Origin of the sequence: Cellulomonas sp. zg-ZUI22 (assembly GCF_017353535.1) — a bacterium.
Lineage (GTDB): Bacteria > Actinomycetota > Actinomycetes > Actinomycetales > Cellulomonadaceae > Cellulomonas > Cellulomonas wangleii.
This window is the reverse complement of record NZ_JAFMUZ010000007.1, coordinates 127222-150282: the sequence shown is the minus strand read 5'-3', so window position 1 is coordinate 150282 and position 23061 is coordinate 127222. Positions and strand designations below refer to the sequence as shown.

The window sequence follows — 23061 nt, the reverse complement described above, 5'->3', positions numbered from 1 at the left end:
GGGGTCTCATCCCGGGTGTCGGACGACGCGGAGCGGTCGGCGCCCCGCGGGCAGCCGCGGGGCGTCACATCCGGGTATGGCTGCTGTCACAGGGTTCCCGGCGCTCCGTGAACGCTACTGACCGGTAGGCGTTTCGTCACCCCTTCTCCACAACCTGGTCGTCCGAGCGCTTCGCCGGGTTCGCCGGGTCGGGCCGCCACGGGCGCGGCGCAGGGAGGGTTCGGCCGGGATCGGGCGGATATCAGCGGGAGGTGAGCGCCCCGACGGCGTGGGACGGGTCGTTCGCGGCGACGGTCGGGGCCGTTGCGGGGGCCGCGACGAGGGGTCCGGCGGCAGGCGGCTCGGCGCCGACGCGGGGCGCGGTGACGAGCGGGACGGCGCCCGTGCGCGGTGCCACCACGGGGATGGATCCCGTGCGCGGCACGTCGGCGGCTGCGGGTGCCGAGGTGAAGCGGGGCTTGCGGCCCGGGCGGCGACGGAAGCGCCGCTCCTCGATGCCCTCGAGCGTCGACGCGCGCCAGACGGCACCGCCGTTGAGCCGCCCGTCGGGGGGCGGCAGCCACGGCACCTTGCGTGACAGCCAGACGCGGATCGTCGCGTGCTCCACGTCGAGCCGCCGTGCCAGGCGGGCGATGTCGTAGAGGTCGTCCAGGCCCCCGCCGTCCGCGGCGGACGGTGGGGCGGCGGTCCTCGCCGTGTCGGGGCGGACGTCTGCGGGCACGGGCGTCAGCGTAGTGGGCCGCCGTGCGGGCCGCGTGTCTCCGTGGTAACAGAACGTGCACAGGATCTTCGCGCTCTCTCGGCCTCAACTTTTCTGGACGACAGTCCGAGACACATAACGTGTTGCGCGTGAGTAACAGAAAGATCACCGTCCGGCGACGGACGGGAGGCAAGCACGCCGCGCCCCGCCCGCAGCGACCGGCTTCCCCCGGTGCCGCACGTGTACCCCGTGTCGCCATCCGTACCGCCCAGGGCGGCATCGCCCTGGCTCTCGTCCTCAGCATGGGCGCGGTCGTCGTGACGACCGACGCCGAGCCCTCCGTCGCCGCCGTGGCCGGTGACGACTCCTCCCTCACCCGGGCCGCGGCCGCCCGTGCGGCCGACGCGTACACCGCGCAGCTGCGCGCGCAGGCCGTCGAGGCGGCGCAGGCCGCCGTGGACGAGGCCGTCGCCGTCCGCGCGGACGCCGCCGAGGCCGCCGTCCCCGACGAGCTGCTCGCCGAGCTCGACGCCGCGACCGCCGAGCTGCAGGCCGCCATGGCGGACGTCGAGATCCCCGAGATCGTCGAGCGGTCCCGCAGCGCCTCGCGCGACGCGGAGCGCGGCGAGCAGGACGTCGTGGACACCGGCACCGCCCAGACCACCGACGCGACCGTCGACCCGGCGGACGGCGCGACCGCCGAGGACGCCGCCGCAGCCGAGGCCGCGGCGGCCGCCGCCGAGGCGCCGGCCCCTGACGCACCGGCCGAGCCGGCGCCCGCCGAGGAGGACGCGTCCGACCGGATCGCCGACGTGACGCTGCCGCCCACCACGGACCCCGGGACCACGCCGCTGCGCGCGGCGCTCGACCGGGTCAAGGAGGCCGCCGAGGTCGTCTCCGGCACCGCGGACCAGAAGCGGGCCGAGGCCGCCGCGGCGCAGGCCGCCGCCGAGGCCGCCGCGCAGGCCGCCGCGCAGGCCGCCGCCGAGGAGGCAGCGCGCGTGGCCGCCGAGAAGGAGGCGCAGCGCGCCGCGTGGAAGGTCTCGCTGCAGGGGTACGCGAACGGCCGCATCCCCGACGAGGCGCTGTGCGGGGTGTCCTTCGACGGCAACGCCCGGCTGCGCTGCGACGCGGCCGAGGCCCTCGAGGCGCTCAACGCCGCGTTCGCCGCGCACTTCGGCCGCCCGCTGTACGTGACCGACTCCTACCGGTCCTACGGTGCGCAGGTCGCGTGCCGCGCCAACAAGGGTGGCCTGTGCGCCGCGCCCGGCACGTCCAACCACGGCTGGGGCCTCGCGGTCGACCTGGCCGGCGGGGTGCAGGGCTTCGGCACCGCCGAGCACCAGTGGATGCGGGAGAACGCCGCGTCGTTCCAGTGGGTCCACCCCGCCTGGGCGCAGGCCGGCGGCAGCAAGCCGGAGCCGTGGCACTGGGAGTACGTGGGCTGAGTCATACGATCGGGTGCATGACCGAGCCGACGTCCCGCGCGCGCCCGCTCGTCGGGCGCGGGGCCGAGCTCGACGACATCGACGAGCTGCTGTCCTCCGTCGCGACCGGTGGCGGTGCCACGGTGCTGCTGGAGGGCGAGGCCGGCGTCGGTCGCACCCGGTTGGTCGAGGCGCTGCAGGGCGCCGCCGGGCTCCTGGGGATCGAGGTGTGCCTCGGCCGTGCGGTCGGTCCCGCGGCCCCGCCGTACACGCTGCTCACCGACGCGCTGCTCGGGCCGTCGCGCGGTCGGGACGGGCGGGGCCCGGTCGTGGCCGAGCTCGCGGCGCTGCTGGAGGTCCTGCCGCCCGAGCGTGCGGGCGCCCCGGCGCGCTTCGCCCGCGCGGACGAGCTGTTCGCGGCCCTGGTGCGCCGCCGCGGTGAGCTCGGCCCGTGGGTGCTGGCGCTCGACGACGTGCACCTGGCCGACCCGTGCAGCCTGCACCTGCTGGCCGACCTGGCCGGGGAGGGGGCGCTGCCCAGCGCCCTGACGGTCATGACGATGCGCGGGGTGCCGCACCGCGCCGAGCTGGACGTGGTCGTCGCCGGCTGGACGCGCGCCGGGGCCCGGTACCTGGAGCTGCGCCCGCTCGGACCGGCCGCCACGGTCGAGCTGGCCGAGCACCTGCTGCGCGGGAGCGTGGGGCCGGCGCTGCGTGGCGTGCTCTCGACGACCGGCGGCAACCCGCGGCTGGTGGTCGACGTGCTGCGGACCGCCGAGGCGTGCGGTGTGCTGGAGCGCTCGGGCGGCGTGGTCGAGGTCGTCGGCACGGGCTGGCTCGACGAGCTCGACGAGGTGGGGCGCGCGCACGTGCAGCACCTGGGGCCGCACGTCCTGACGATGCTCGGGCAGGCGTCGGTGCTGGGCACCTCGTTCGTCGTCGGTGACCTCGCCGCGCTGGCGGGCGAGCCGGTCACGGAGTGCTGGCGGACCCTGCGCCACGGTCTGGCCGCCGGTGTGGTCCACGCGCGCGGCGACCGCCTGGTGTTCCGCCACGACCTGGTCCGCACGTCGCTGTACGCGGGGCTCGACGAGGGGCAGCGCCGGGCGCTGCACGCCCGCGCCGCGTGGGCGCTGCGGGCCGCGGGCGCACCGCCGCACGTGGTCGCGGCCCACCTGGAGCGCGCGCGCTGACGCGGGGCACCCCCGTAGGGTCGCTGGGGGGCGCGGCTCGCGCCCACCCACCGACGGACGAAGGAGTGGTCATGCCCACGCGCACCGCACGCACCGCCTGGAACGGCACGCTGCAGGACGGCGGCGGCCAGGTCGAGCTGAGCAGCTCGCAGGTCGGCACGTACGACGTCTCGTTCCCGAAGCGGGCGGCCGAGGACGCGGGCGGCACGACGAGCCCCGAGGAGCTCATCGCCGCGGCGCACTCGTCGTGCTACGCCATGCAGCTGTCCGCGGACATCGCCGAGGCCGGCGGGACGCCCGTCGCGCTCGAGGTGACCGCCGACGTCAGCCTGGGTCCGGACCCGGCGGGCGGCTTCCGCATCACCGGCATCGCCCTGAAGGTCCGCGGCGAGGTCGAGGGCCTCGACGAGGCCGGGTTCCAGCAGGCGGCCGAGAAGGCCAAGGCCGGCTGCCCCGTGAGCAAGGCGCTGACCGGCACGGACATCACGCTCGACGCGGCCCTGGAGTCCTGAGGGCGAGGCGGCCGGCGGCGCGGCGGGTAGGCGCCGCCGGGCGCCTCAGGCGCCGACCGTCGCCGCGCCGTGGCGCGCCGCGTCGGCCCGCCCGGCGCGCCACGACCACCCCGCGGTGACCGCCGCTCCGAGCGCCGCCGCGGCCCATCCCCACGACACCGACGTCACCCCGGCGACCATGACGAGGACGGCGGTGCCGAGCGCGGTGCCGAGCTGCGCGCCGGTGTTGAGGATGCCGCTGGCGCTGCCCGCGAGGTCCTCCGGCACGTCGGTCCCCAGCGCCGTCGCCGCGACCGACGCCAGGCCGAGCCCCAGGCCGAGGACGGCGGCACCCGCCCCGACCGCCGCCCACGTCGCGCCGCCCGCGACGAGCACGACGTCGCCGACCGCGACCACCGCCAGGCCGAGCCCGGCCACCGTGCGCGGCCCCCGGCGGTCCAGCAGCGGCTTGGCTGCCGCGGCCCCGACGACGACGAGCACGCTGAGCCCGAGCAGCGTGAGCCCGGTCGCGAGCGCGGACAGGCCGAGCCGGTCCTGCAGGTGGAGGGTCGCGAGCACCGCCGCGCTGCTGGTGGTGGCGGTGTTGACGAACGACAGCACCGTCCCGTCCCGCAGCTGGGCCGACCGCCACGCGGCCGGCGGGACGAGCGGGTCCGTGGCCCGCCGCATCCGCGCCACGAACCCGACGGCGGCCACCGTGCCCGCCAGGAGGAGCAGGCCGGAGCGCCCCGCCCCCGCACCCTGCTCGACGGCTGCGGCCCCTGCCACGACGCACATCACCGACACGACCAGCAGGGCCCCGCCCACCAGGTCGAGCCGTGTCGTGCGGTCGTCGGGCGCGAGCGCGGGCACCACGAGCAGCACGCCCACCAGGAGCAGGGCCCCGACCGGCGCGTTGACCCAGAACACGGCGCGCCAGTCGAGCGCCTCGACGAGCGCGCCGCCCACGACGAACCCGGCGGCGCCCGCGGCGGCGCCGGCCGCGCTCCACGCGGCCAGCGCGGTGCGCCGGGCGTCGGCCTCGGGCGTGGCGTGCAGCAGCAGCCGCAGCGCCGACGGGACCGACAGCGCCGCCGCGGCGCCCTGCAGCGCACGCGCGGCGAGCACCTGCGCGAGCGACCCGGCGAGCCCGCCGACGAGGGACACCGCGGCGAACCCCACGAGCCCCGCGGCCAGCACCCGACGGTGGCCGTAGCGGTCCCCGAGGCGCGCACCGACCACCAGCAGGCCGCCGAAGAACATCGCGTACGCCGTCGCGAGCGGGCCTGCGGCGTGCGCGTCGAGGCCGAGGCCCGCGAGCACGGCAGGGATCGCGGTCGTCGCGCTCGTGACGCCGAGGACGTCGACGAACTGGACCGCGCACAGGACCGTGACCGGGGCGCGTCGCACGGTCCGACGGTACGACCGGCCTCCCACACGGACGCCGCGGACCGGACGGCCCGTGCAGGTCCCGGTGGCGTGGTGGGAGACTGCCGCACGTGGCTGTGACGACCGACGCGACCGGGACCGACGTCCGGGACGTCGTGCACGCGCTGCGCGACGCGGTGCGGGGGAGCGTCGACGACTCCTCCCGGCGCCGGGCCGAGTACTCGACCGACGCCTCCAACTACCGCGTGGTGCCGCAGGTCGTGGTCTTCCCGCGGGACACGGACGACGTGCTCGCGGCGCTGTCCGTCGCGCGGGAGACCGGGACCCCGCTGACGTCGCGCGGCGGCGGCACGTCGGTGGCCGGCAACGCGGTCGGCACGGGCATCGTGCTGGACTTCTCGCGGCACGTGAACCGGGTGCTGGAGATCGACCCCGAGGCGCGCACGGCGCGCGTCGAGCCGGGCGTCGTCATGTCCCACCTGCAGCGGGCCGCCGCGCCGCACGGCCTGCGGTTCGGGCCCGACCCGTCCACGCAGGCCCGCGCGACCCTCGGCGGCATGATCGGCAACAACGCGTGCGGGCCGCGGGCCGTGGCCTTCGGGCGGACGGCGGACAACGTGGTGGACCTCGACGTCGTCGACGGCACCGGCCGGCGCTTCACCGCGCGTGCGGGGGCCGGTGCGCTCGACGCGGTCCCGGGGCTCGACGCGCTGGTCCGTGCGCACCTCGACGTGGTCCGCACCGAGCTCGGCCGGTTCCGCCGGCAGGTGTCCGGGTACTCGTTGGAGCACCTGACGCCCGAGAACGGCACCGACCTGGCCAAGATGCTGGTGGGCACCGAGGGCACGCTGGTGACGGTGCTCGGGGCCACCGTGAACCTGGTGCCCGTGCCGTCGGCACCGGTGCTGGTGGTGCTGGGCTACCCGGACATGCCGACGGCAGCCGACGCCGTGCCCGCCCTGCTCGCGCACGCGCCGCTCGCGATCGAGGGCATGGACTCGCGCCTGGTGGACGTGGTGCGGCGGGTCAAGGGCGCCGCGGCGGTGCCCGACCTGCCCCCGGGCGGCGGTTGGCTGATGTGCGAGGTCGGCGGGCCGACCCTGGACGACGCGCTGGCGACGGCGCGCGCGCTCGCGGCCGACGCGGGCACCGCCGCGGTCGGCATCTTCCCGCCCGGGCCCGACGCGGCGGCGATGTGGCGGATCCGCGAGGACGGTGCCGGGCTGGGTGGCCGCACGCCGTCGGGCGCGCAGGCGTGGCCCGGCTTCGAGGACTCCGCGGTGCCGCCGGAACGGCTGGGGGCCTACCTGCGCGAGCTCGAGGCGCTCATGGCCGACCACCGGGTCGACGGCCTGGCGTACGGGCACTTCGGCGACGGGTGCCTGCACCTGCGCCTCGACGTCCCGCTGACGCGGTCGGGCGACCCGTTGCGGGCGTTCATGGAGGACGCCGCCGCGCTGGTCGCGCGCCACGGCGGGTCCCTGTCCGGGGAGCACGGCGACGGGCGCGCCCGCTCCGAGCTGCTGCCCGTCATGTACTCCCCGCGGACGATCGAGCTGTTCGGCGCCGTGAAGGACCTGTTCGACCCGCGCGACCTGCTCAACCCGGGCGTGCTGGTGCGCCCCCGCCCGCTCGACGCCGACCTGCGCCGGCCCGCGGCGCGCCCGCTGCCCGCCGCGTCGGGCTTCTCGTTCGCGCACGACGGCGGCGACATGACGACCGCCGTGCACCGGTGTGTCGGCGTGGGCAAGTGCCGCGCCGACAACAGCGCGGCCGGCGGCTTCATGTGCCCGTCGTACCTGGCGACCAAGGACGAGAAGGACTCCACCCGCGGCCGGGCGCGCGTGCTGCAGGAGATGGCCAACGGCAGCCTGGTCTCGCGCGGGTGGTCCTCGCCCGAGGTGCACGAGGCGCTGGACCTGTGCCTGAGCTGCAAGGCGTGCTCGTCCGACTGCCCCGCAGGCGTCGACATGGCGCAGTACAAGGCGGAGGTGCTGCACCGCACGTACCGCCGTCGGCTGCGCCCGGTGAACCACTACGCGCTGGGCTGGCTGCCGCGCTGGGCGCGTCTCGTCACGGGCGTCCCGGGCCTCGCGGCCGTGGCCAACGCGGTGCTCGGCATCCGGCCCGTCGCCAAGGCCGTGCTGGCGCTGGGCGGCATGGACACCCGGCGGCGCATGGTGCGGTTCGCGCCGGTGCCGTTCCGGGCGTGGGCGCGGCGGGCCGGGCGGCGGTCGGGCGACGTGCGCGTCGTGGGCCGCGACGACGCCGCGCGCGTGACGCTGCCCGCCGACGCGGACGCCACCACGGCAGCGACGCCGCGTCCCCCGGTGCTGCTGTGGACCGACTCGTTCAGCGACACCCTCGCCCCGTCGGTCGCCCACGCGGCCGTGGCCGTGCTGCGCGACGCGGGCTACGAGGTGCTGGTGCCGGACCACGACGCGTGCTGCGGGCTGACCTGGATCAGCACCGGCCAGCTCGAGGGCGCGCGGCACCAGCTCGAGCACCTGCTGGAGGTGCTCGGTCCGTTCGCCGTCAACGGCATCCCGATCGTGGGGCTCGAGCCGTCGTGCACCGCCGTGCTGCGCAGCGACCTGGTCGACCTGCTGCCGGACGACCCGCGCGCCGTGGCCGTCCAGCGCGAGACCCGGACCCTGGCGGAGCTGCTGACCGCACCGGCGCCGATCGGGCCGGGGGACCGCTGGCAGGTGCCGGACCTGTCCGACGTCACGGCCGTCGTGCAGCCGCACTGCCACCACTACTCGGTGATGACGTGGACCGCGGACCGCCGCCTGCTGACCGAGGCCGGCGCGCAGTTCTCCGCGCTCGCGGGGTGCTGCGGGCTCGCCGGCAACTTCGGCATGGAGAAGGGCCACTACGACGTCTCGGTGGCCGTCGCGGAGAACGCGCTGCTGCCGGCGCTGCGGGCCGCGGCCCCGGGGGACGTCTACCTGGCCGACGGGTACTCGTGCCGCACGCAGGCCGAGCAGCTCGCGGACGTGCAGGGCGTGCACCTGGCCGAGCTGCTGGCGTCGCGGCTGGGGCGCGGGGCGTCGGAGGGCTGAGGGGCGCGGGACGCGCCGTCCCGTCAGCCGTCGAGCAGGGCCTCGACCCGGGCGACCTTGCCGTCGAGCTCGCCGGTGTGCCCGGGACGGATGTCCGCCTTGAGCACCAGGCTGACCCGGTGGCCGTGCGCGCCCACCGCCTCGGTGGCCCGACGCACCACGTCCATCACCTCGTCCCACTCGCCCTCGAGCGTGGTGAACATGGCGTCGGTGCGGTGCGGCAGGCCGGACTCCCGCACGATGCGCACGGCGTCGGCGACGGCGTGGGAGACGGACTCACCCGCACCGAGCGGGGCGACGGAGAAGGCGACGAGCACGGGTCCCACCCTGCCCGCGGCAGGCCCGCGCGTCCACCCGCGGGTGGACCCGGGACCCTCGCGCCCGGCACTCCCGACGGACCCCACGTCCCCCGGACGACGGGCTGACCGGGCCCGGTCGGATGTGGGACAGTGGGCGGGCGACGACGCGCGCCCGGTCGGCACCGCGCCGGCGGGCGTGACGCCGCCCCGCCCGCCCCGCCGTGCAAGGAAGGCCCGGACGCGACATGCCGATCTTCGAGCTCGACGACGGGCGCCCGCGCCTCGTCCAGCCGATGCAGCCGCTCGCCGGGTCGTTCGCCCAGGAGGTCACCGCGCTCGTCACCCACCACCTCGCCGCCATCGCGGGGGAGCCGCTGTTCGTCGTGCGGGCGCGTGGCGCGTCGGACCGGTCGGACCTGCCCGAGCTGCTCGCGCTCGACGCGTCGGGGCGGCCGGTGGTCGTGGCGGTGGCCCAGGTGCTCGACGAGGACGCGATCGTCACCGCCCTGCGGCACGGCGGAGCGGCCGCGCGCATGACGACGGCGGACCTCGCGCGCGCCTACCACGCGGACCCGTCGCGGTTCGCCGTCGACTTCGCGGCGTTCCGCGAGCACGTGCCGTTCGGCGCCGCCGCCGGGCGGTCCCGCGGCGGGGTGCGTCTGCTGCTGCTGTGCTCCGAGGTCGCGGCCGAGGCCGCGGACGCCCTCGGGTTCCTGCGCGGCGGCGAGCACCAGGTCGACGTGATGCAGGTGGGTGTCGTGCGGGGCGACGAGCGTCGCCTGCTGGAGGTCTCCCCGCTCGCGCTGCACGAGGGGGTGCGCCGCACGGTCGAGCCGACGGCCCTGCGGCTGGTGCGCTCCAGCGAGGCGTTCGCGACCGCCATGGCGTACGAGCCCGAGCTCGAGCGCGGCCCCGGGGCGCCGGCCGCACGCGGTCGGTCGCAGCCCACCGGTGAGCTGCGCGCGGTCACGCCGCCCGAGCGCACGGAGCCGCCCGCGCCCACGCCCATCGGCCGGCGCGGCAGCGTGACCGAGCCGACCCCGTTGCCGTTCCGGACCGCGGGGCCGACGGCCCAGCCGCCGGAGCCGCCGGCGGAGACCCCGCGCCACGGCGGCCCGGGCCGCCCCGACGTCACCGAGTGGCCGCGCGACGCGTCCGTGCCGCCGTCCTCCTCCATGCTCGAGGGACCGCCCACGCTGACGCCCGTCGCCGGCCTGCGCGCCGCGGTGGTCGACGGCCCCCGGACGCCGGACCGCCCGGGCGCCGAGCGTGACGCGCGCACCGAGGCGGAGGTCACGACGTCGCCCGGTGGGCACGCGCTGGCGGACAGCCCGCCCGACGCGACCGCCGCGCCCCGCCCGGAGCGGCCCGACTGGCCGTACCCCGCGCTGGCGACGCTCGCCAAGAGCCGGCGTGCCGTGACGACGCTCGTGTGGGTGCGCGAGCGCCGGGGCCAGCGATTCTCGGCGCTGCTGCGCCCCGACGGCATGATCGAGCTGCCCGACGGCACGGTGCTGACGGACCCGGACGACGCGGCGGCCGCGGTCTCGGGCGTCGAGGGCGTCGACGGCTGGCGGGCCTGGCGCCTGGGCGACGGCGGTCCCACGCTGTCGGAGGCCACCGGCGCGCTGTGACGCCCGGGCCGGTCAGGACCAGCCGTAGGCCGCCAGCCAGCGGGTCAGCTCGGCGTAGAACCGCTCACGGGCGGGGCGCGCCGACAGCGTGAGGTCGTGCATGCCGCCGGGCACACGCACCACCGTCACCACGTGCCCCAGCTGGACCGCCCGCCGCGCGATCGCCTCGACGTCCAGCACGACGTCCGCGGACCGCATCTCCTCGCTCCAGCGTGCGCTGATGAGCGTCCGGTCCGACATGGTCACCAGCACGGGCACGTCGATGCCCAGGCCGCGCGCGACCGCCGCGTGCCCGACCATGATCGCGCTGAGCCACCCTGCACGGACGGGGAACGACGGCGTCGGTCGCCAGCGGTCGTCGACGGTCCAGTCCCCGCCGGTGGCGACGTCGATGGTGCGCGCGTAGTACCCGGGGTCGATGTTGGGCAGCGCGGCCTTGGGGTTGAAGCGTGCGAGCCGGCTGATGGCCGGGGCCGACAGGTGCCGCGCCAGGGACGAGCCCTGCAGCTCGAGCCACGGGGAGTTGAGCACCAGCCCGCTCACGGCCCCCGGGTGGCGGGCGGTCCACAGGCTCAGCACCAGCCCGCCGGTGGAGTGGCCCATGAGCATGACACGCGCGACGGGCCCGAGCTCCGCGCGCACCACGGCGAGCGCCGCGCCGATCTCCTCGTCGTAGGTGCGCAGGTCGTCGACGTAGCCGGGGGTCTGGTGGGGTCGCAGCGAGCGGCCGGACTTGCGCAGGTCCAGCGCGTAGAACGCCGCACCCTGCGCGCGCCAGAAGTGCGCGAGCGGCGTCTGGAAGAAGTAGTCCGACCAGCCGTGCACGTACAGCACCACGCGCGCGGGGCGCAGCGTGGGGTCCGGCGCGAGGCGCACCAGCGTGGCGGTGACCTCGCCCTCGTCGTCGTCCGCCAGGTCCAGGCGACGGGCCTCGAAGCCCTCGCCGAGCGCGTCGGGCGACCAGGTGGTGGTCAGGGCGGCGCCGTCCCAGCGGGCGGGCGGGACCGGTCCGGCCGGGGCCTGCGGGACCGGGCGGGCGGCGGCGTCCGCCGCGGCGCCGGCCCCGGCCGGGACGTCGGCGCCGCCCGGGTCACGGGAGGCTCGCACGCCTCAGACCTCGAGCACGATCTTGCCGACGTGGGCGCCGGACGCCAGGCGGGCCAGCGCGTCGCGCGCGCGGGCCAGCGGGTACGTCGAGTCGACCAGGGGGCGCACACCGGTCCGGGCGAGGAGGGCCAGCACCTGCCCGAGCTCGTCCCGGGTGCCCATCGTCGCGCCGACGATGCTGATCTCCTGGAAGAACACCCGCGTCAGGGACGCCGGCTCCGGGTCACCGGACGTGAGCCCCGCCACGACGATCCGTCCACCGGGCCGCACGGAACGCACCGAGTGCTCCCACGTCGCCCGGCCCACGGTCTCCAGCACGACGTCCACGCGGCCGACCCGGGCACCCGGTTCGACGGCCTGCGCCGCCCCGAGCGCCAGCGCGCGCTCACGCTTGGCGGCGTCGCGGCCGGTGACCACCATCTCGAGGCCCGCCGCGGCGCCGAGCTGCACGGCGGCCACCGACACGCCACCGCCCGCGCCCTGCACCAGCACGCGCTGCCCCGGCTGCGCACCGCCCGAGCGGAACAGCATGCGGTACGCGGTCAGGTACGCGGTCGGCACGCACGCAGCCTCGACGAACGACAGCTCGGCGGGCTTGTCGACGAGGTTCCACCCGGGGACGGCGACGCGCTCGGCGAGGGTCCCGGGGTACCGCTCGGACAGCAGGGTGCGCGGCTCGTCGGCGGGGACCCCGCGGCCGTCGGGGCCGCCCACGACCGCGTGCACGACGACCTCCCGGCCGTCGGCCGTGACACCGGCGGCGTCGGTGCCCAGCACCATCGGCAGCTGCTCGGCGCGCAGCCCCACGCCGCGCAGCGACCACAGGTCGTGGTGGTTGAGGGACGCGGCCCGCACGTCGACGGTGGTCCAGCCGTCCGGTGCCGGCGGCTGCGGCGCGTCACCGACGTCCAGGCCGGTCAGCGGGTCGTCGGGGGAGAAGGACGTGACGCGGGCGCAGAGCATGCCCCACGCTAGCCCGCCGGGTCGCGCCGACCCACCAGGAGGACGCCCGCCGCGCGTCGTGGCCCGCGGGGTGCGGCGTCCCGACGCGACCGGACCTCACATCAGCGGCAGCATGCGCCCCAGGTCGGGGACGGCGTCCGACGTGTACCGCGCCTGCAGCGCGAGGGCCAGCTCGTCGACGTCGTACGGCGCGCGGCCGGTGGCCAGACGCACCCAGCGGCGCGCGTCGGAGACCTCCAGGTCCCACCCGCCGCGGGCACGGACGATGCCCAGCAGCTCGTCGGCGGCCAGCGCGAGGGCGCCCGGGTCCACCGGGTCGGTGACGGCGTCGGCGGCCCGTACGCGACGCACCGAGCGGTACAGGTCGTCCCCGTGCACGACGAGCTCGAGGACGCGCGAGACGGTCATCGTCGACAGCCGGACCGGGCCACGGCGCGCCTGGACCACGGGGTCGCCGTCGCCCAGGGTGTCGAGCGTCGCGAAGGCCGCCCGGGCGGAGGCCGTCACGTAGCCGACGGGGTCGGCGGCGTGCTCGGCGGCCAGCCGGCGCGTCGTCTCCACCACGTCCTGCGCCCGGTCCCGGTAGGTGCCGAGGTACTCGCCGAGGGTCATCGGGACGGTGCCCGCCGGCAGCGGCGTGCACCCGGCCAGCGCGTCCATCGCCCGGCCCAGGTGCGCCCACAGCTCGACGACGTTCCACCCGTCGAGCACCGACGGCTCCCGCCCGAGCCGCGGGTCCGCCATCACCTCCACCCACGCGTGCAGGCGGTCCCACTGGGTACGCAGGGCGGTGGCGGCGGTCGCGACGTCGACGGACATGCGCCCCATGGTGCCGTCTCCCGCCGTCCGGCGCGCCATCGGGCCCGCCGCCTCATGCGTCCGGGCGGCCCCGTCAGGCCCGGCGGGCGCCCTCGCGCAGGAAGTCCGCGACGTGCCGGCCGACCTGGTCCTCCTCGATGAGGAAGCCGTCGTGCCCGTAGTCGGAGTGCACGTACCGGACCGGGCCGGACCCGGGGATCGCGGCCGCCACCCGCTCGGACTGCGCCGGTGTGAACAGCCGGTCGCTGTCGACGGCGATCACCAGGGCGCGCGCCGTGACCTGGGCGAGCGCCGCCTCCACCCCGCCGCGGTCGCGCCCCAGGTCGTGCGTGATCATCGTGCGCGTGAGCGTGACGTAGGTGTTGGCGTCGAACCGCCGGGACAGCTTGTCGCCGTGGTGGTCGAGGTACGACTGCACCGCGAACCGGCCGCCCTCCAGCGGGTCCTCGGCGCCCTGCGGGATCCGCCCGAACCGGGTGTCCAGCTCCACCGCGGAGCGGTACGTCTGGTGGGCGATCTGCCGGGCGAGCCCGAGCCCGGCGTGCGGGCCCTCGCCGTCCGGCACGTCGTAGTAGTCGCCGCCGCGGTAGCGCGGGTCGGCGGTGATCGCGGCGAGCTGGGTGTGGAACCCGGCGATCTGGTCGCCCGACGTCTGCGCGCACGTCGCGATCGCGGCGACGGCGTCGACGCGGTCCGGTGCCGAGGCCGCCCACTCCAGCACGCGGTGCCCGCCCATCGAGGCGCCGATGACCAGCGCCCACGAGTCGACACCCAGCAGGTCCGCCAGGCGCAGCTCCGCGGCCACCTGGTCGCGGACGCTGAGCAGCGGGAACCGCCCTCCCCAGGGACGCCCGTCGGGGGCGTCGGACGCGGGGCCGGTCGAGCCCTGGCACCCGCCGAGCACGTTGGGCGCGACGACGAACCAGCGGTCGGTGTCGATGGGCGCACCGGGGCCCACCATCGACTGCCACCACCCGGGGGTCGGGTGCCCCGGACCCGCGTCACCCGTGACGTGCGAGTCGCCCGTGAGCGCGTGCAGCACCAGCACGGCGTTGCTGCCGTCCTCGTCCAGCTCGCCCCACGTCTCGTACGCCAGGCGGACGGCCGGCAGGCGACCACCGGACTCGAGCTTCAGCGGACCGAGGTCGGCGAACTGCCGGCGTCCCGGGTCGGCGCCGTCGCGCCACGCCGCGCTCGCGGGCACGGGCGGCCGCTCCGGCAGCGGGCGGCGGCTGCCGAGCGTCCCGCCGCGGCGCGCAGGGCGCCCGACGAGCGGGTCCGGCACGTCGACCGGGCCCGCCCCCGGCCCCGCGGGCATCGCACGCCCGGCGGGCGCGGGCGTGCGGGTGTGGGGTCGGGGGTCGGGTCGGGTCATCGTGCGAGCGCCTCTCGTCGGGGCCGGGTCTCAGGCGCCCTTGGCCGCGCGGAACCCCGCGTCCAGGTCGGCGAGGATGTCGTCGATGTGCTCGATGCCCACCGCGAGGCGCACGAGCCCCGGCGTCACGCCCGACAGCGCCTGCTGCTCGGGGGTCAGCTGGCTGTGCGTCGTCGAGGCCGGGTGGATCACCAGGGAGCGCACGTCACCGATGTTCGCGACGTTCGAGTGCAGCTCGAGCGCCGAGACGAACGCCTGACCGGCCGCGGCGCCGCCGTCGAGCTCGAACGCCAGCACGGCACCCGCGCCGCGCGGCGCGTACTTGAGCTGGTTGGCGTGCCACGGGCTGGACTCCAGGCCCGCGTAGTGCACGTGCCGGACCTCGTCGCGCGCCTCGAGCCACGCCGCGACCTTCTGCGCGTTCTCGACGTGCCGCTCGACGCGCAGCGAGAGCGTCTCGACGCCCTGGGCGATGAGGAACGCGTTGAACGGGCTGATCGCGGCGCCCAGGTCGCGCAGCAGCTGGACGCGCGCCTTGAGGATGAAGGACAGGTTGACGCCGAAGGCTCCGCCGACGCCCAGGTCGCGGGCGAACACCAGGCCGTTGTACGACGGGTCGGGCGTGTTGTACGCCGGGAACCGCTCGGGGTGCTGGGCGTAGTCGAACGTGCCACCGTCGACGATCACGCCGCCGATCGCGGTGCCGTGCCCGCCCAGGTACTTGGTGGCCGAGTGCACCACCACGTCGGCGCCCCACTGCAGGGGGTTGATGAGGTACGGGGTGGCGACGGTGTTGTCGACCACGAGTGGCACGCCGTGCGCGTGGGCGACGCCGGCGACGAGCTCGATGTCGAGCACGTCGGACTTGGGGTTGGGGATCGTCTCGGCGAAGAACAGCTTGGTGTTCGGGCGGACCGCGTCGCGCCACGCCTGGGCGTCGTGCGGGTCGGCGACGAAGGTGGTCTCGATGCCGAACCGGGGCAGCGTGTGCTGCAGCAGGTTGTAGGTGCCGCCGTAGAGGCTGGGGGACGCGACGACGTGGTCGCCGGCCTGCGCGATGTTGAGGATCGCGAACGTCTCCGCGGCCTGGCCGGACGCGAGCAGCAGCGCGCCGACCCCGCCCTCCAGGCTCGCGATGCGGTTCTCCACGACCTCCTGGGTCGGGTTGTTGATGCGCGTGTAGATGGGCCCGAGCTCCTTGAGCGCGAACCTGTCCGCGGCCTGCTCGGCGGAGTCGAAGACGAAGGAGGTGGTCTGGTAGATCGGCAGCGCCCGGGCGCCCGTCGCGGCGTCGGGGGTCTGGCCGGCGTGCACCTGCCGGGTCTCGAAGCTCCAGCTCTCGTTGCTCATGGTGTGCTCCTCGCCGGCGGTGCCGGGTGGTCGGGGTGGGGGACTGTCACCCGAGGAGCGCGCCGTCGACGCCCGCCCCGCGGGGGGTCAGGGGAAGCGCACGTGCTGCTCCGGTGCCGGCCGGTCGGTGGATCCGGCACCCTCGCCGGACCACCGGCCCGTGGGCAGGGGGAACGTGCGCGGTCAGCGACACATTCGACGGAACATGTCCAGGAGACTACGTGCTCCGTCCCGCTCCGTGGCACGGACATCTCACCCTTCGAGATCGGCGACGCGCCCCGGCCGTGCCCCGCGCCGCCGGGGCCCGTTCCCGCGGATCGGAGGGGTCGGCGACCCCGACGCGCGGTCGTCACCCGAACAGCCCAGGGGGTCTGTCCGGGTTGCTCCCGAACCACAACGGTGTGACTTCTGGGACTGTTGTGACAGGTGTTCTCTTGTGTGAATCCCACAGGTAGCGTGCCGAACGTGCATGACGGCGACGTGACACCCCAGCCCCGCCCGGCCCCCGTGGACGGTCCCGGTGCGGCGTGCCTGCGTGCCGCCCGCCGCCCCCTCGCCCGCCGCGTGCCGCGCCGCCTCGCCGTGCTGCCCGTCGGCCTGCTGACGCTCGGGCTCGTCGTGACGCCGGCAGCCGCCACGCCGTCCGCGGACGACGTGCGCGAGGCCCGTGCCGGGGTGGCGCGGGCGCAGATGTCCGTGGCGCAGCTCGAGGTGCGCCTCGCCGAGCTCGCCGCGTCGGCCGAGTCCGCCGAGGTCGTCGTCCAGACCGCCGCCGAGGGCTACACCCGGTCGGTGGCCGACGCCGACGCCGCCCGGGCGCGCGCGGCCGACGCCTCCGGGCGCGCCGAGCACGCCGCCGCGGAGGCCGAGGAGGCGCGCCGCCGGCTGGTCACCTTCGCCCGGCAGCTCGCCCGCACCGGTGGGTCGGCCGACGTCCTCGAGGCCGCGCTGTCCGCCGACGGCTTCCAGGACGTCGCACGCCGCACCACCGCCCTGGACCAGGTGACGGGCAAGGCCGACGACGCGGTGCAGGAGTACCAGGCCGCGCTGCTGGTCGCCGAGACGATGCAGCGGCGCTCCGCCGACGCCGCGCAGGCCGCCGGTGCCGCCGCCGACGCCGCCGCGGAGGCGCTCGCACAGGCCGAGCGCGTGCAGGCCGACGCCGACGCGTCGCTCGCTGCGGGCCGTACGGAGCGTGACGGACTCATCACCGCCCTCGCCGCGGCCCGGCAGACCAGTGCCGAGGTGGAGCGTGCCCGGCAGGACGCGCTCGACGCCGACCGGCGTGCCCGTGCGGAGGCCGCCGCCCAGGCGCAGCGGCTGCCCGCGCCCGGGACCGCCCCGAGCGCTCCCGCGCCGGGCGGCGGCTCGAACGGCGGTGGCTCGGGCGGCCCGCGTCCCGCGGTCCCGGCTCCCGCGCCTGCTCCGGCACCGGCTCCCGCGCCCGCGCCGGCTCCTGCCCCGGCCCCTGCACCCGCACCCGCACCCGCACCCGCACCCGCTCCCGCTCCCGCGCCCTCGACGCCCTACGGCCTGGGCACGGGGACGTCGCGCGGATCCGCCGCAGCCGGTGCCGCGGCCGTCGCGTGGGCGCAGTCGAAGGTCGGCCTGCCGTACGTCTACGGCGGCACCGGCCCCGACGGGTACGACTGCTCGGGCCTGACGGGCGGCGCGTGGCGCGCCGCGGGCGTCGGCATCAACCGCACGTCGCGCGACCAGTACAAGCAGGTCCTCAAGATCTCGTACGACCAGCTGCGGCCCGGCGACCTCGTGTTCTGGGGCGACAACCCGGCCGACCCGAACTCGATCCACCACGTCGCGATGTGGGTGGGCAACGGGCAGATCGTCGAGGCGTCCAGGCCCGGTGTGCCGTTGCGCGTCACGTCGATGCGCTGGTCGAAGACCATGCCGTTCGCCGGTCGCCCCTGACGACGGGGTCACCCCCTCGTCGGCACGTCCGCGCGGCACGTCCGGCGCCCGCACGTCCCGACGCGCCGCGGTGTCCCGGTCGCCTGCGCGTCCGCACGCCCGCCCGTCATGCCCCGGGAACGCCGGAGGGCGGCCCGGCGTCACCGCCCGACCGCCCTCGTGCGCGACCCCCGAGGGGCCGTGCGTGCTCAGTTGTGCGTGCTCAGTGGTTGTAGCCGGAGTCGATCGCGCGCTGCCGCGACCGCTCGATCTCGGCCTCGGCGTCGGCGCGGCCCACCCAGTGGGCGCCCTCGACGGACTTGCCCGGCTCGAGGTCCTTGTAGACCTCGAAGAAGTGCTGGATCTCCAGGCGGTGGAAGTCGGACACGTCGTCGATGTCCTGACGCCACGCGGCGCGCTGGTCGCCCGTCGGCACGCACAGCACCTTGTCGTCACCGCCGGCCTCGTCGCGCATGCGGAACATGCCCAGCGCGCGGCAGCGGATGAGGCAGCCGGGGAACGTGGGCTCCTCCAGCAGCACCAGGGCGTCCAACGGGTCCCCGTCCTCGCCGAGGGTCCCCTCGATGAAGCCGTAGTCGTCGGGGTAGCGCGTCGAGGTGAACAGCATCCGGTCGAGGCGGATCCGCCCCGTCGCGTGGTCCACCTCGTACTTGTTGCGCTGCCCCTTGGGGATCTCGATCGTGACGTCGAACTCCACTTGTTGCTTCCCTCCACGCGTCCCCGCCCCCCGGGCGGTGGTCGATCGACCACTGGGCGCGTCGTCTCCCCGGGCGCCGTTGTCTCGGACAGTAGTCTGACCCACCGTTGCGGCGGTACCGGGCCGCAGGGGGCACGACGTCCCGGAAGGAGTGACGATGGCCACAGCAGGACGGGTCGCGGGGGTGGGCACGCTCGTGGTCGTGCTGCTCGGAGCGGGGTACGCGACGGCCGACGCGTACGACGTCGTGCCCGGCATCGTGACCCTGGCACCCCCCGTGCCGGACCCGTCCCCGTTCCCCACGGCGCCGGGCGCGGTCGACCCCACCGCGGTGCCGCGGGCGCTGGGCGACCTCGACCCGCAGGTGCCGCTGCCCGCCGCGGCCCAGGTCCAGTCCCTGGTCGACGGGCTCGTCACCGACCCGCGCCTGGGCCCCAGCGTGGGGGTCACGGTGGTCGACCAGCTCACGGGGGAGACGCTCGCGTCCCACCAGCCCGACGCCGGCCGCATCCCCGCGTCGACGGCCAAGATCCTCACGGGCGTCGCCGCGCTCACGGCGCTCGACCCGGACGCGACGCTGCCCACCCGGGTGGTGCGCGTCGACGACGGCACGATCGCGCTGGTCGCGGGCGGGGACATGATGCTGGCGGCCGGTGCCGGCGACCCGGCGGCCACCGCCGGGCGCGCGGGCATGGCCGACCTCGCGGCACGCACCGCCGCGGCGCTGGCGCTGCAGGGGACGACCAGCGTGCGCCTGCTGGTGGACGACGCGCTGTTCGCCGGCCCGACGGTCAGCCCGGCGTGGCACCCCGCCAACGTGAACGAGGGGTTCGTCGCGCCCGTCACCGGGCTGGCGGTCGACATCGGCCGCGTCGGTGAGGGCGAGTACGCGCCGCGCACGTCGGACCCGTCCCTGGCGGCGGCGAAGGTGCTGGCGCAGCGCCTGGGCGAGCTGGGCGTCACGGTGCAGGGCGAGCCGACGCGCACGTCGTCGACGCAGGGTGCGCCGGAGCTCGCGCGCGTCGAGTCCGCGCCCCTGGTCGACGTCGTGCACTACTTCCTGGAGACGTCCGACAACACCATCACCGAGGTCGTGTCCCGCCTCGTCGCGCTCGACGCCGGCCTGCCCGCCAGCTTCGACGGCGGGACGCAGGCGGTGCTGCGCCAGGTCGGGACCCTCGGGATCGACGTGTCGGCCGCCCGGATGGTCGACGCGTCAGGGCTGGGCGCCGGCTCCTCCCTGTCACCGGCCCTGCTGGCCGACGTGGTGCGGCTGACCACGGACCCCGCGCACCCGCTGCTGCGCGACGTCGCCGTGGGCATGCCGGTCGCCGGCCTGTCCGGCACGCTGTCCGACCGCTTCACCCGGTCCGACGCCCGCGGGCTCGTGCGCGCCAAGACGGGCTCGCTGCCGCGAGTCACCTCCCTGGCCGGCACCGTGCTGGACAGCCAGCGACGCCAGCTCGTGTTCGTCGTCATGGCGGACCAGACGCCCGAGGGCGGGCAGTGGGCCCCCCGGCAGGCCATCGACGGCTTCGTCGGGTCGCTGGCGGCCTGCGGCTGCCGCTGACACCGCCTGCCGCTGACACCGCCTGCCGCTGACGCCGCCTGCCGCTGACGCCGCCTGCCGCTGACGCCGCCTGCCGCTGACCCCGCCCGCGCTGACCCCGCCCGCCGCGCGCTCGCGCGTTACCGTGGGCGCGTGCAGCCCACCGCTCCCGGACCCGTCGACTGGAACGCCGCCGCCCGCCTGGCCGGGCGGGTCGCGGCCCCCGGCCCGGTCGCCGACCGGGCCACCCTGGTCGAGCTCGTGACGGACCTGCGGGCGGCGGCGGGCGTCGCGGCCCGGCACGTCGTCGACGCGACCGGCATGGTGCCTGCCGACGGTCGGCACCCCGCCGAGCTCTCGCGCGTCCTGGTGGTGGACCGGCCGCGCTGGGCGACCGCCAACGCCGAGATGTTCGCGGTCATGGCCGCACCGCTGGCCACGCGCCGCGACGGCACCCCCGTGGTCGTGCCGGACGCGGCCCGGCTGGCCGCCGCCGCGCAGGTCGGCGGCGTGCTGGCGCTGCTGTCGGGCAAGGTCATCGGGCAGTACGACCCGTTCACCGCGGCGCCCGGGCAGCCCGGGCGGCTGCTGCTGGTGGCGCCCAACGTCCTGGCCACCGAGCGTCAGCTCCGCGTGGACGGCCACGACTTCCGCCTCTGGGTGGCGCTGCACGAGCAGACGCACGCCCTGCAGTTCGCCACCGCGCCGTGGCTCGCCGACCACCTGCGCGCGCGGTCGGCGGAGCTGCTCGCCGACCTGGCGGACCTGGCCCCCGGCGGCGCACCGGAGCGTGCCGCCCTGCCGCGCCTCGAGGACCTGCTGAGCGCGCTGGTGCGCGCCGTGACGCACGACGAGGGCGGTGTGCTGCACCTGCTCACCGAGCGCCAGCGGGAGGTGTTCGACGAGGTCGGCGCGGTCATGGCGCTGCTCGAGGGGCACGCGGACGTGATGATGGACGAGGTGGGCCCGTCCGTCGTGCCGACCGTGCGGACGATCCGGAGGGCGTTCGAGCGGCGCCGGGACGCGTCGGCCCGTGCGACCGGCGTCGACCGCCTCCTGCGGCGGCTGCTGGGCATGGACCTCAAGCTGGCGCAGTACCGGGACGGTGCGTCGTTCGTCCGGGCGGTGCGCGCCCGCGTCGGCACGGAGGGCCTGAACGCGGTGTGGAGCGGCCCCGACGCGCTGCCGAGCGCCGCCGAGATCGGCGACCCCGCCGTGTGGGTGCGCCGCGTGCACGGATGACCTGCGCCCGTCGCTCGACGCCGCGGCCCCGTCGGCCGTGAGCGGGCCGCCGCCGGCCGTCGCCGCCGTGCGCGTCGCCGTGCGCCGCGCCCTGGCCGACGTGCCGCCGGGCCGCACGGTGCTCGTCGGCTGCTCGGGTGGCGCCGACTCGCTGGCGCTGGCCGCGGGGCTCGCGTGGGAGGCCCCGCGTGCCGGGTGGCGGGCGGGCGCCGTGGTCGTCGACCACGGGCTGCAGCCCGGGTCCGCCGACGTCGCGCGCGACGCCGCAGCCGCGTGCCGCGCCCTGGGACTGGACCCCGTGCGGGTGGTCCGCGTGGACGTCGGGACCGCAGGGGGGCCGGAGGGCGCCGCCCGGACCGCCCGCCACGCCGCGCTCGACGCGGTCGCGGACGAGCTCGACGCGGCGGCGGTGCTGCTCGGCCACACCCTCGACGACCAGGCCGAGACGGTGCTGCTGGCGCTCGCGCGCGGGTCCGGCGAGCGCGCGCTGGCCGGGATGCGGCCGGTGCGCGGGCGCCTGCGCCGCCCGCTCCTCGCGCTGCGGCGGACGGACACCGAGGCGGCGTGCGCGGCGCAGGGCCTGGTCCCGTGGCACGACCCGACCAACGGCCGGCCGCCGGCCGGGACGGACGTCGTCGCCGGGACCGGCGCGGTGCCGGGGTCCGCGGACGACCTGCCGCTGCGCAGCCGTGTGCGCACCGAGGTGCTGCCGGTGCTCGAGACGGTCCTGGGACCCGGGGTCGCGCAGGCGCTCGCCCGCACGGCGGAGGCGCTCGCCGACGCGGACGAGGCGCTGGAGCAGGCGGCCGCCGGGCTCGTCGCGTCCGCGTCCGCGCCCGGGCAGTCCGGGGTCGTCGTGCTGGACGTGGGCCCCCTCGCGGCAGCCCCTGCCGCGGTGCGGCGGCGCGTCCTGCACGACGCCGCGGTGCGCGCGGGCTGCCCGCCGGGTGCGCTCGCGCGCGTGCACGTGCTGGCCGTCGAGGCGTTGGTCACGCAGTGGCGCGGGCAGGGGCCGGTGCACCTGCCCGGTGGCCGGGTGGCACGACGCGGGTGTGGCAGGCTCTACCTGGGCCTGCCACAGGCCGCGGGTGGCGGTGCCGACGCGGCCCGGCCCGCACGGTCCGCCGGGGGACGGGCCGGCAGGCAGGACCACCAGGACCACGAGCACGACGAACAGCACGACGACCGGGAGTGAGCGGTGGACGCGGCGGACATGGGTGACGACCTCGAGCGGGTGCTGCTGAGCGAGGAGCAGCTCCACGCGCGGCTCGACGAGATGGCGGCGCAGATCGACGCCGACTACGCGGGCGAGCCGCTGCTGCTCGTCGGTGTGCTCAAGGGCGCGGTCATGGTGATGGCCGACCTGGCGCGCCGGCTGCACGGCAAGGTCGAGATGGACTGGATGGCGGTGTCCTCGTACGGCTCGGGCACCAAGTCCTCGGGCGTCGTGCGGATCCTCAAGGACCTGGACACCGACCTCATCGGCCGGCACGTCCTGATCGTCGAGGACATCATCGACTCCGGCCTGACGCTGTCGTGGCTGCTGTCCAACCTGCGCTCCCGCGGCCCGGCGTCGGTCGAGATCGCGACGATGCTGCGCAAGCCCGAGGCGGCGAAGGTCGAGGTGCCGGTGAAGTACGTGGGCTTCGACATCCCGACGGAGTTCGTCGTGGGGTACGGCCTCGACTACGCCGAGCGCTACCGCAACCTGCCGTTCGTCGGGACGCTGGCGCCGCACGTCTACCAGGACTGAGCCGGCCGCGGGGCGCCTGTGCCCTGGGCGAACACCACAGGGGCCGTCCAGGTCCAGCGTGTACTTTCAAGGGCAGTGT

At 76.8% G+C, this 23061-nt stretch carries 19 protein-coding genes; 10 read left to right on the top strand and 9 right to left on the bottom strand.

Going from position 1 to position 23061, the window contains the following annotated elements:
• Nucleotides 1-241: 241 nt before the first annotated feature.
• Nucleotides 242-721, bottom strand: coding sequence for a hypothetical protein (locus J1G43_RS15490; protein WP_207340423.1), 480 nt, complete (start codon nucleotides 719-721; stop codon nucleotides 242-244).
• A 128-nt stretch (nucleotides 722-849) separates the two neighbouring features.
• On the opposite strand from J1G43_RS15490, the gene J1G43_RS15485 reads away from it, so the two are divergent.
• The 3 genes from J1G43_RS15485 to J1G43_RS15475 all read left to right on the top strand — a co-directional run bounded on the left by J1G43_RS15485 (nucleotide 850) and on the right by J1G43_RS15475 (nucleotide 3832).
• Nucleotides 850-2148, top strand: a complete 1299-nt coding sequence (locus tag J1G43_RS15485; protein WP_307859625.1) for a M15 family metallopeptidase — start codon at nucleotides 850-852, stop codon at nucleotides 2146-2148.
• Nucleotides 2149-2165: 17 nt separating this feature from the next.
• On the top strand, nucleotides 2166-3320 hold the full coding sequence (locus J1G43_RS15480) for an AAA family ATPase (protein WP_207340424.1): 1155 nt from the start codon (nucleotides 2166-2168) through the stop codon (nucleotides 3318-3320).
• Nucleotides 3321-3391: 71 nt separating this feature from the next.
• Nucleotides 3392-3832 (top strand): OsmC family protein, encoded by a 441-nt coding sequence (locus J1G43_RS15475; RefSeq protein WP_207340425.1) that lies wholly within the window; start codon nucleotides 3392-3394, stop codon nucleotides 3830-3832.
• Nucleotides 3833-3877: 45 nt separating this feature from the next.
• Here the strand turns inward: J1G43_RS15475 and J1G43_RS15470 are convergent, their stop codons facing one another.
• On the bottom strand, nucleotides 3878-5221 hold the full coding sequence (locus J1G43_RS15470) for an MFS transporter (RefSeq protein ID WP_207340426.1): 1344 nt from the start codon (nucleotides 5219-5221) through the stop codon (nucleotides 3878-3880).
• Nucleotides 5222-5310: 89 nt separating this feature from the next.
• Between J1G43_RS15470 and J1G43_RS15465 the strand changes: the two genes are divergently transcribed.
• On the top strand, nucleotides 5311-8265 hold the full coding sequence (locus J1G43_RS15465) for an FAD-binding and (Fe-S)-binding domain-containing protein (RefSeq protein WP_207378781.1): 2955 nt from the start codon (nucleotides 5311-5313) through the stop codon (nucleotides 8263-8265).
• Between the two features lie 23 nt (nucleotides 8266-8288).
• On the opposite strand, the gene J1G43_RS15460 is transcribed toward J1G43_RS15465, so the two are convergent.
• Nucleotides 8289-8582, bottom strand: a complete 294-nt coding sequence (locus J1G43_RS15460; RefSeq protein WP_207340428.1) for an MTH1187 family thiamine-binding protein — start codon at nucleotides 8580-8582, stop codon at nucleotides 8289-8291.
• A gap of 227 nt (nucleotides 8583-8809) precedes the next feature.
• Here J1G43_RS15460 and J1G43_RS15455 point away from each other — a divergent pair, with 227 nt between their 5' ends.
• On the top strand, nucleotides 8810-10198 hold the full coding sequence (locus J1G43_RS15455; RefSeq protein WP_207378780.1) for a hypothetical protein: 1389 nt from the start codon (nucleotides 8810-8812) through the stop codon (nucleotides 10196-10198).
• A 12-nt stretch (nucleotides 10199-10210) separates the two neighbouring features.
• On the opposite strand, the gene J1G43_RS15450 is transcribed toward J1G43_RS15455, so the two are convergent.
• The 5 genes from J1G43_RS15450 to J1G43_RS15430 all read right to left on the bottom strand — a co-directional run bounded on the left by J1G43_RS15450 (nucleotide 10211) and on the right by J1G43_RS15430 (nucleotide 15812).
• The gene (locus tag J1G43_RS15450) at nucleotides 10211-11305 is read right to left on the bottom strand and encodes an alpha/beta hydrolase (RefSeq protein WP_374191809.1); all 1095 of its coding nucleotides are present in this window, start codon (nucleotides 11303-11305) and stop codon (nucleotides 10211-10213) included.
• A gap of 3 nt (nucleotides 11306-11308) precedes the next feature.
• Nucleotides 11309-12268 (bottom strand): zinc-binding dehydrogenase, encoded by a 960-nt coding sequence (locus J1G43_RS15445; RefSeq protein ID WP_207370941.1) that lies wholly within the window; start codon nucleotides 12266-12268, stop codon nucleotides 11309-11311.
• A 96-nt stretch (nucleotides 12269-12364) separates the two neighbouring features.
• The gene (locus J1G43_RS15440; protein ID WP_207378779.1) at nucleotides 12365-13087 is read right to left on the bottom strand and encodes a maleylpyruvate isomerase N-terminal domain-containing protein; all 723 of its coding nucleotides are present in this window, start codon (nucleotides 13085-13087) and stop codon (nucleotides 12365-12367) included.
• Nucleotides 13088-13160: 73 nt separating this feature from the next.
• On the bottom strand, nucleotides 13161-14462 hold the full coding sequence (locus tag J1G43_RS15435) for a homoserine O-acetyltransferase (protein ID WP_242635845.1): 1302 nt from the start codon (nucleotides 14460-14462) through the stop codon (nucleotides 13161-13163).
• 30 nt (nucleotides 14463-14492) lie between these two features.
• Entirely contained in the window at nucleotides 14493-15812 is a 1320-nt protein-coding gene (locus J1G43_RS15430; protein ID WP_207340432.1) for a bifunctional o-acetylhomoserine/o-acetylserine sulfhydrylase, read from the bottom strand.
• A 465-nt stretch (nucleotides 15813-16277) separates the two neighbouring features.
• Here J1G43_RS15430 and J1G43_RS15425 point away from each other — a divergent pair, with 465 nt between their 5' ends.
• A complete protein-coding gene (locus tag J1G43_RS15425; protein WP_307859624.1) occupies nucleotides 16278-17741 on the top strand; it encodes a C40 family peptidase in 1464 nt (487 codons plus the stop codon).
• A 202-nt stretch (nucleotides 17742-17943) separates the two neighbouring features.
• On the opposite strand, the gene J1G43_RS15420 is transcribed toward J1G43_RS15425, so the two are convergent.
• Nucleotides 17944-18438: an inorganic diphosphatase gene (locus J1G43_RS15420; protein WP_089800440.1), complete on the bottom strand. Its 495-nt coding sequence runs from the start codon at nucleotides 18436-18438 to the stop codon at nucleotides 17944-17946.
• 157 nt (nucleotides 18439-18595) lie between these two features.
• On the opposite strand from J1G43_RS15420, the gene dacB reads away from it, so the two are divergent.
• From dacB to hpt, 4 genes are all read left to right on the top strand, one after another.
• Nucleotides 18596-20008, top strand: a complete 1413-nt coding sequence (dacB, locus tag J1G43_RS15415; RefSeq protein WP_207340433.1) for a D-alanyl-D-alanine carboxypeptidase/D-alanyl-D-alanine-endopeptidase — start codon at nucleotides 18596-18598, stop codon at nucleotides 20006-20008.
• 132 nt (nucleotides 20009-20140) lie between these two features.
• On the top strand, nucleotides 20141-21229 hold the full coding sequence (locus J1G43_RS15410) for a zinc-dependent metalloprotease (protein ID WP_207378778.1): 1089 nt from the start codon (nucleotides 20141-20143) through the stop codon (nucleotides 21227-21229).
• 37 nt (nucleotides 21230-21266) lie between these two features.
• A complete protein-coding gene (gene tilS / locus J1G43_RS15405; RefSeq protein ID WP_207378777.1) occupies nucleotides 21267-22424 on the top strand; it encodes a tRNA lysidine(34) synthetase TilS in 1158 nt (385 codons plus the stop codon).
• A gap of 3 nt (nucleotides 22425-22427) precedes the next feature.
• Nucleotides 22428-22982: a hypoxanthine phosphoribosyltransferase gene (gene hpt / locus J1G43_RS15400; RefSeq protein WP_207340436.1), complete on the top strand. Its 555-nt coding sequence runs from the start codon at nucleotides 22428-22430 to the stop codon at nucleotides 22980-22982.
• The last annotated feature ends 79 nt before the right edge of the window (nucleotides 22983-23061 follow it).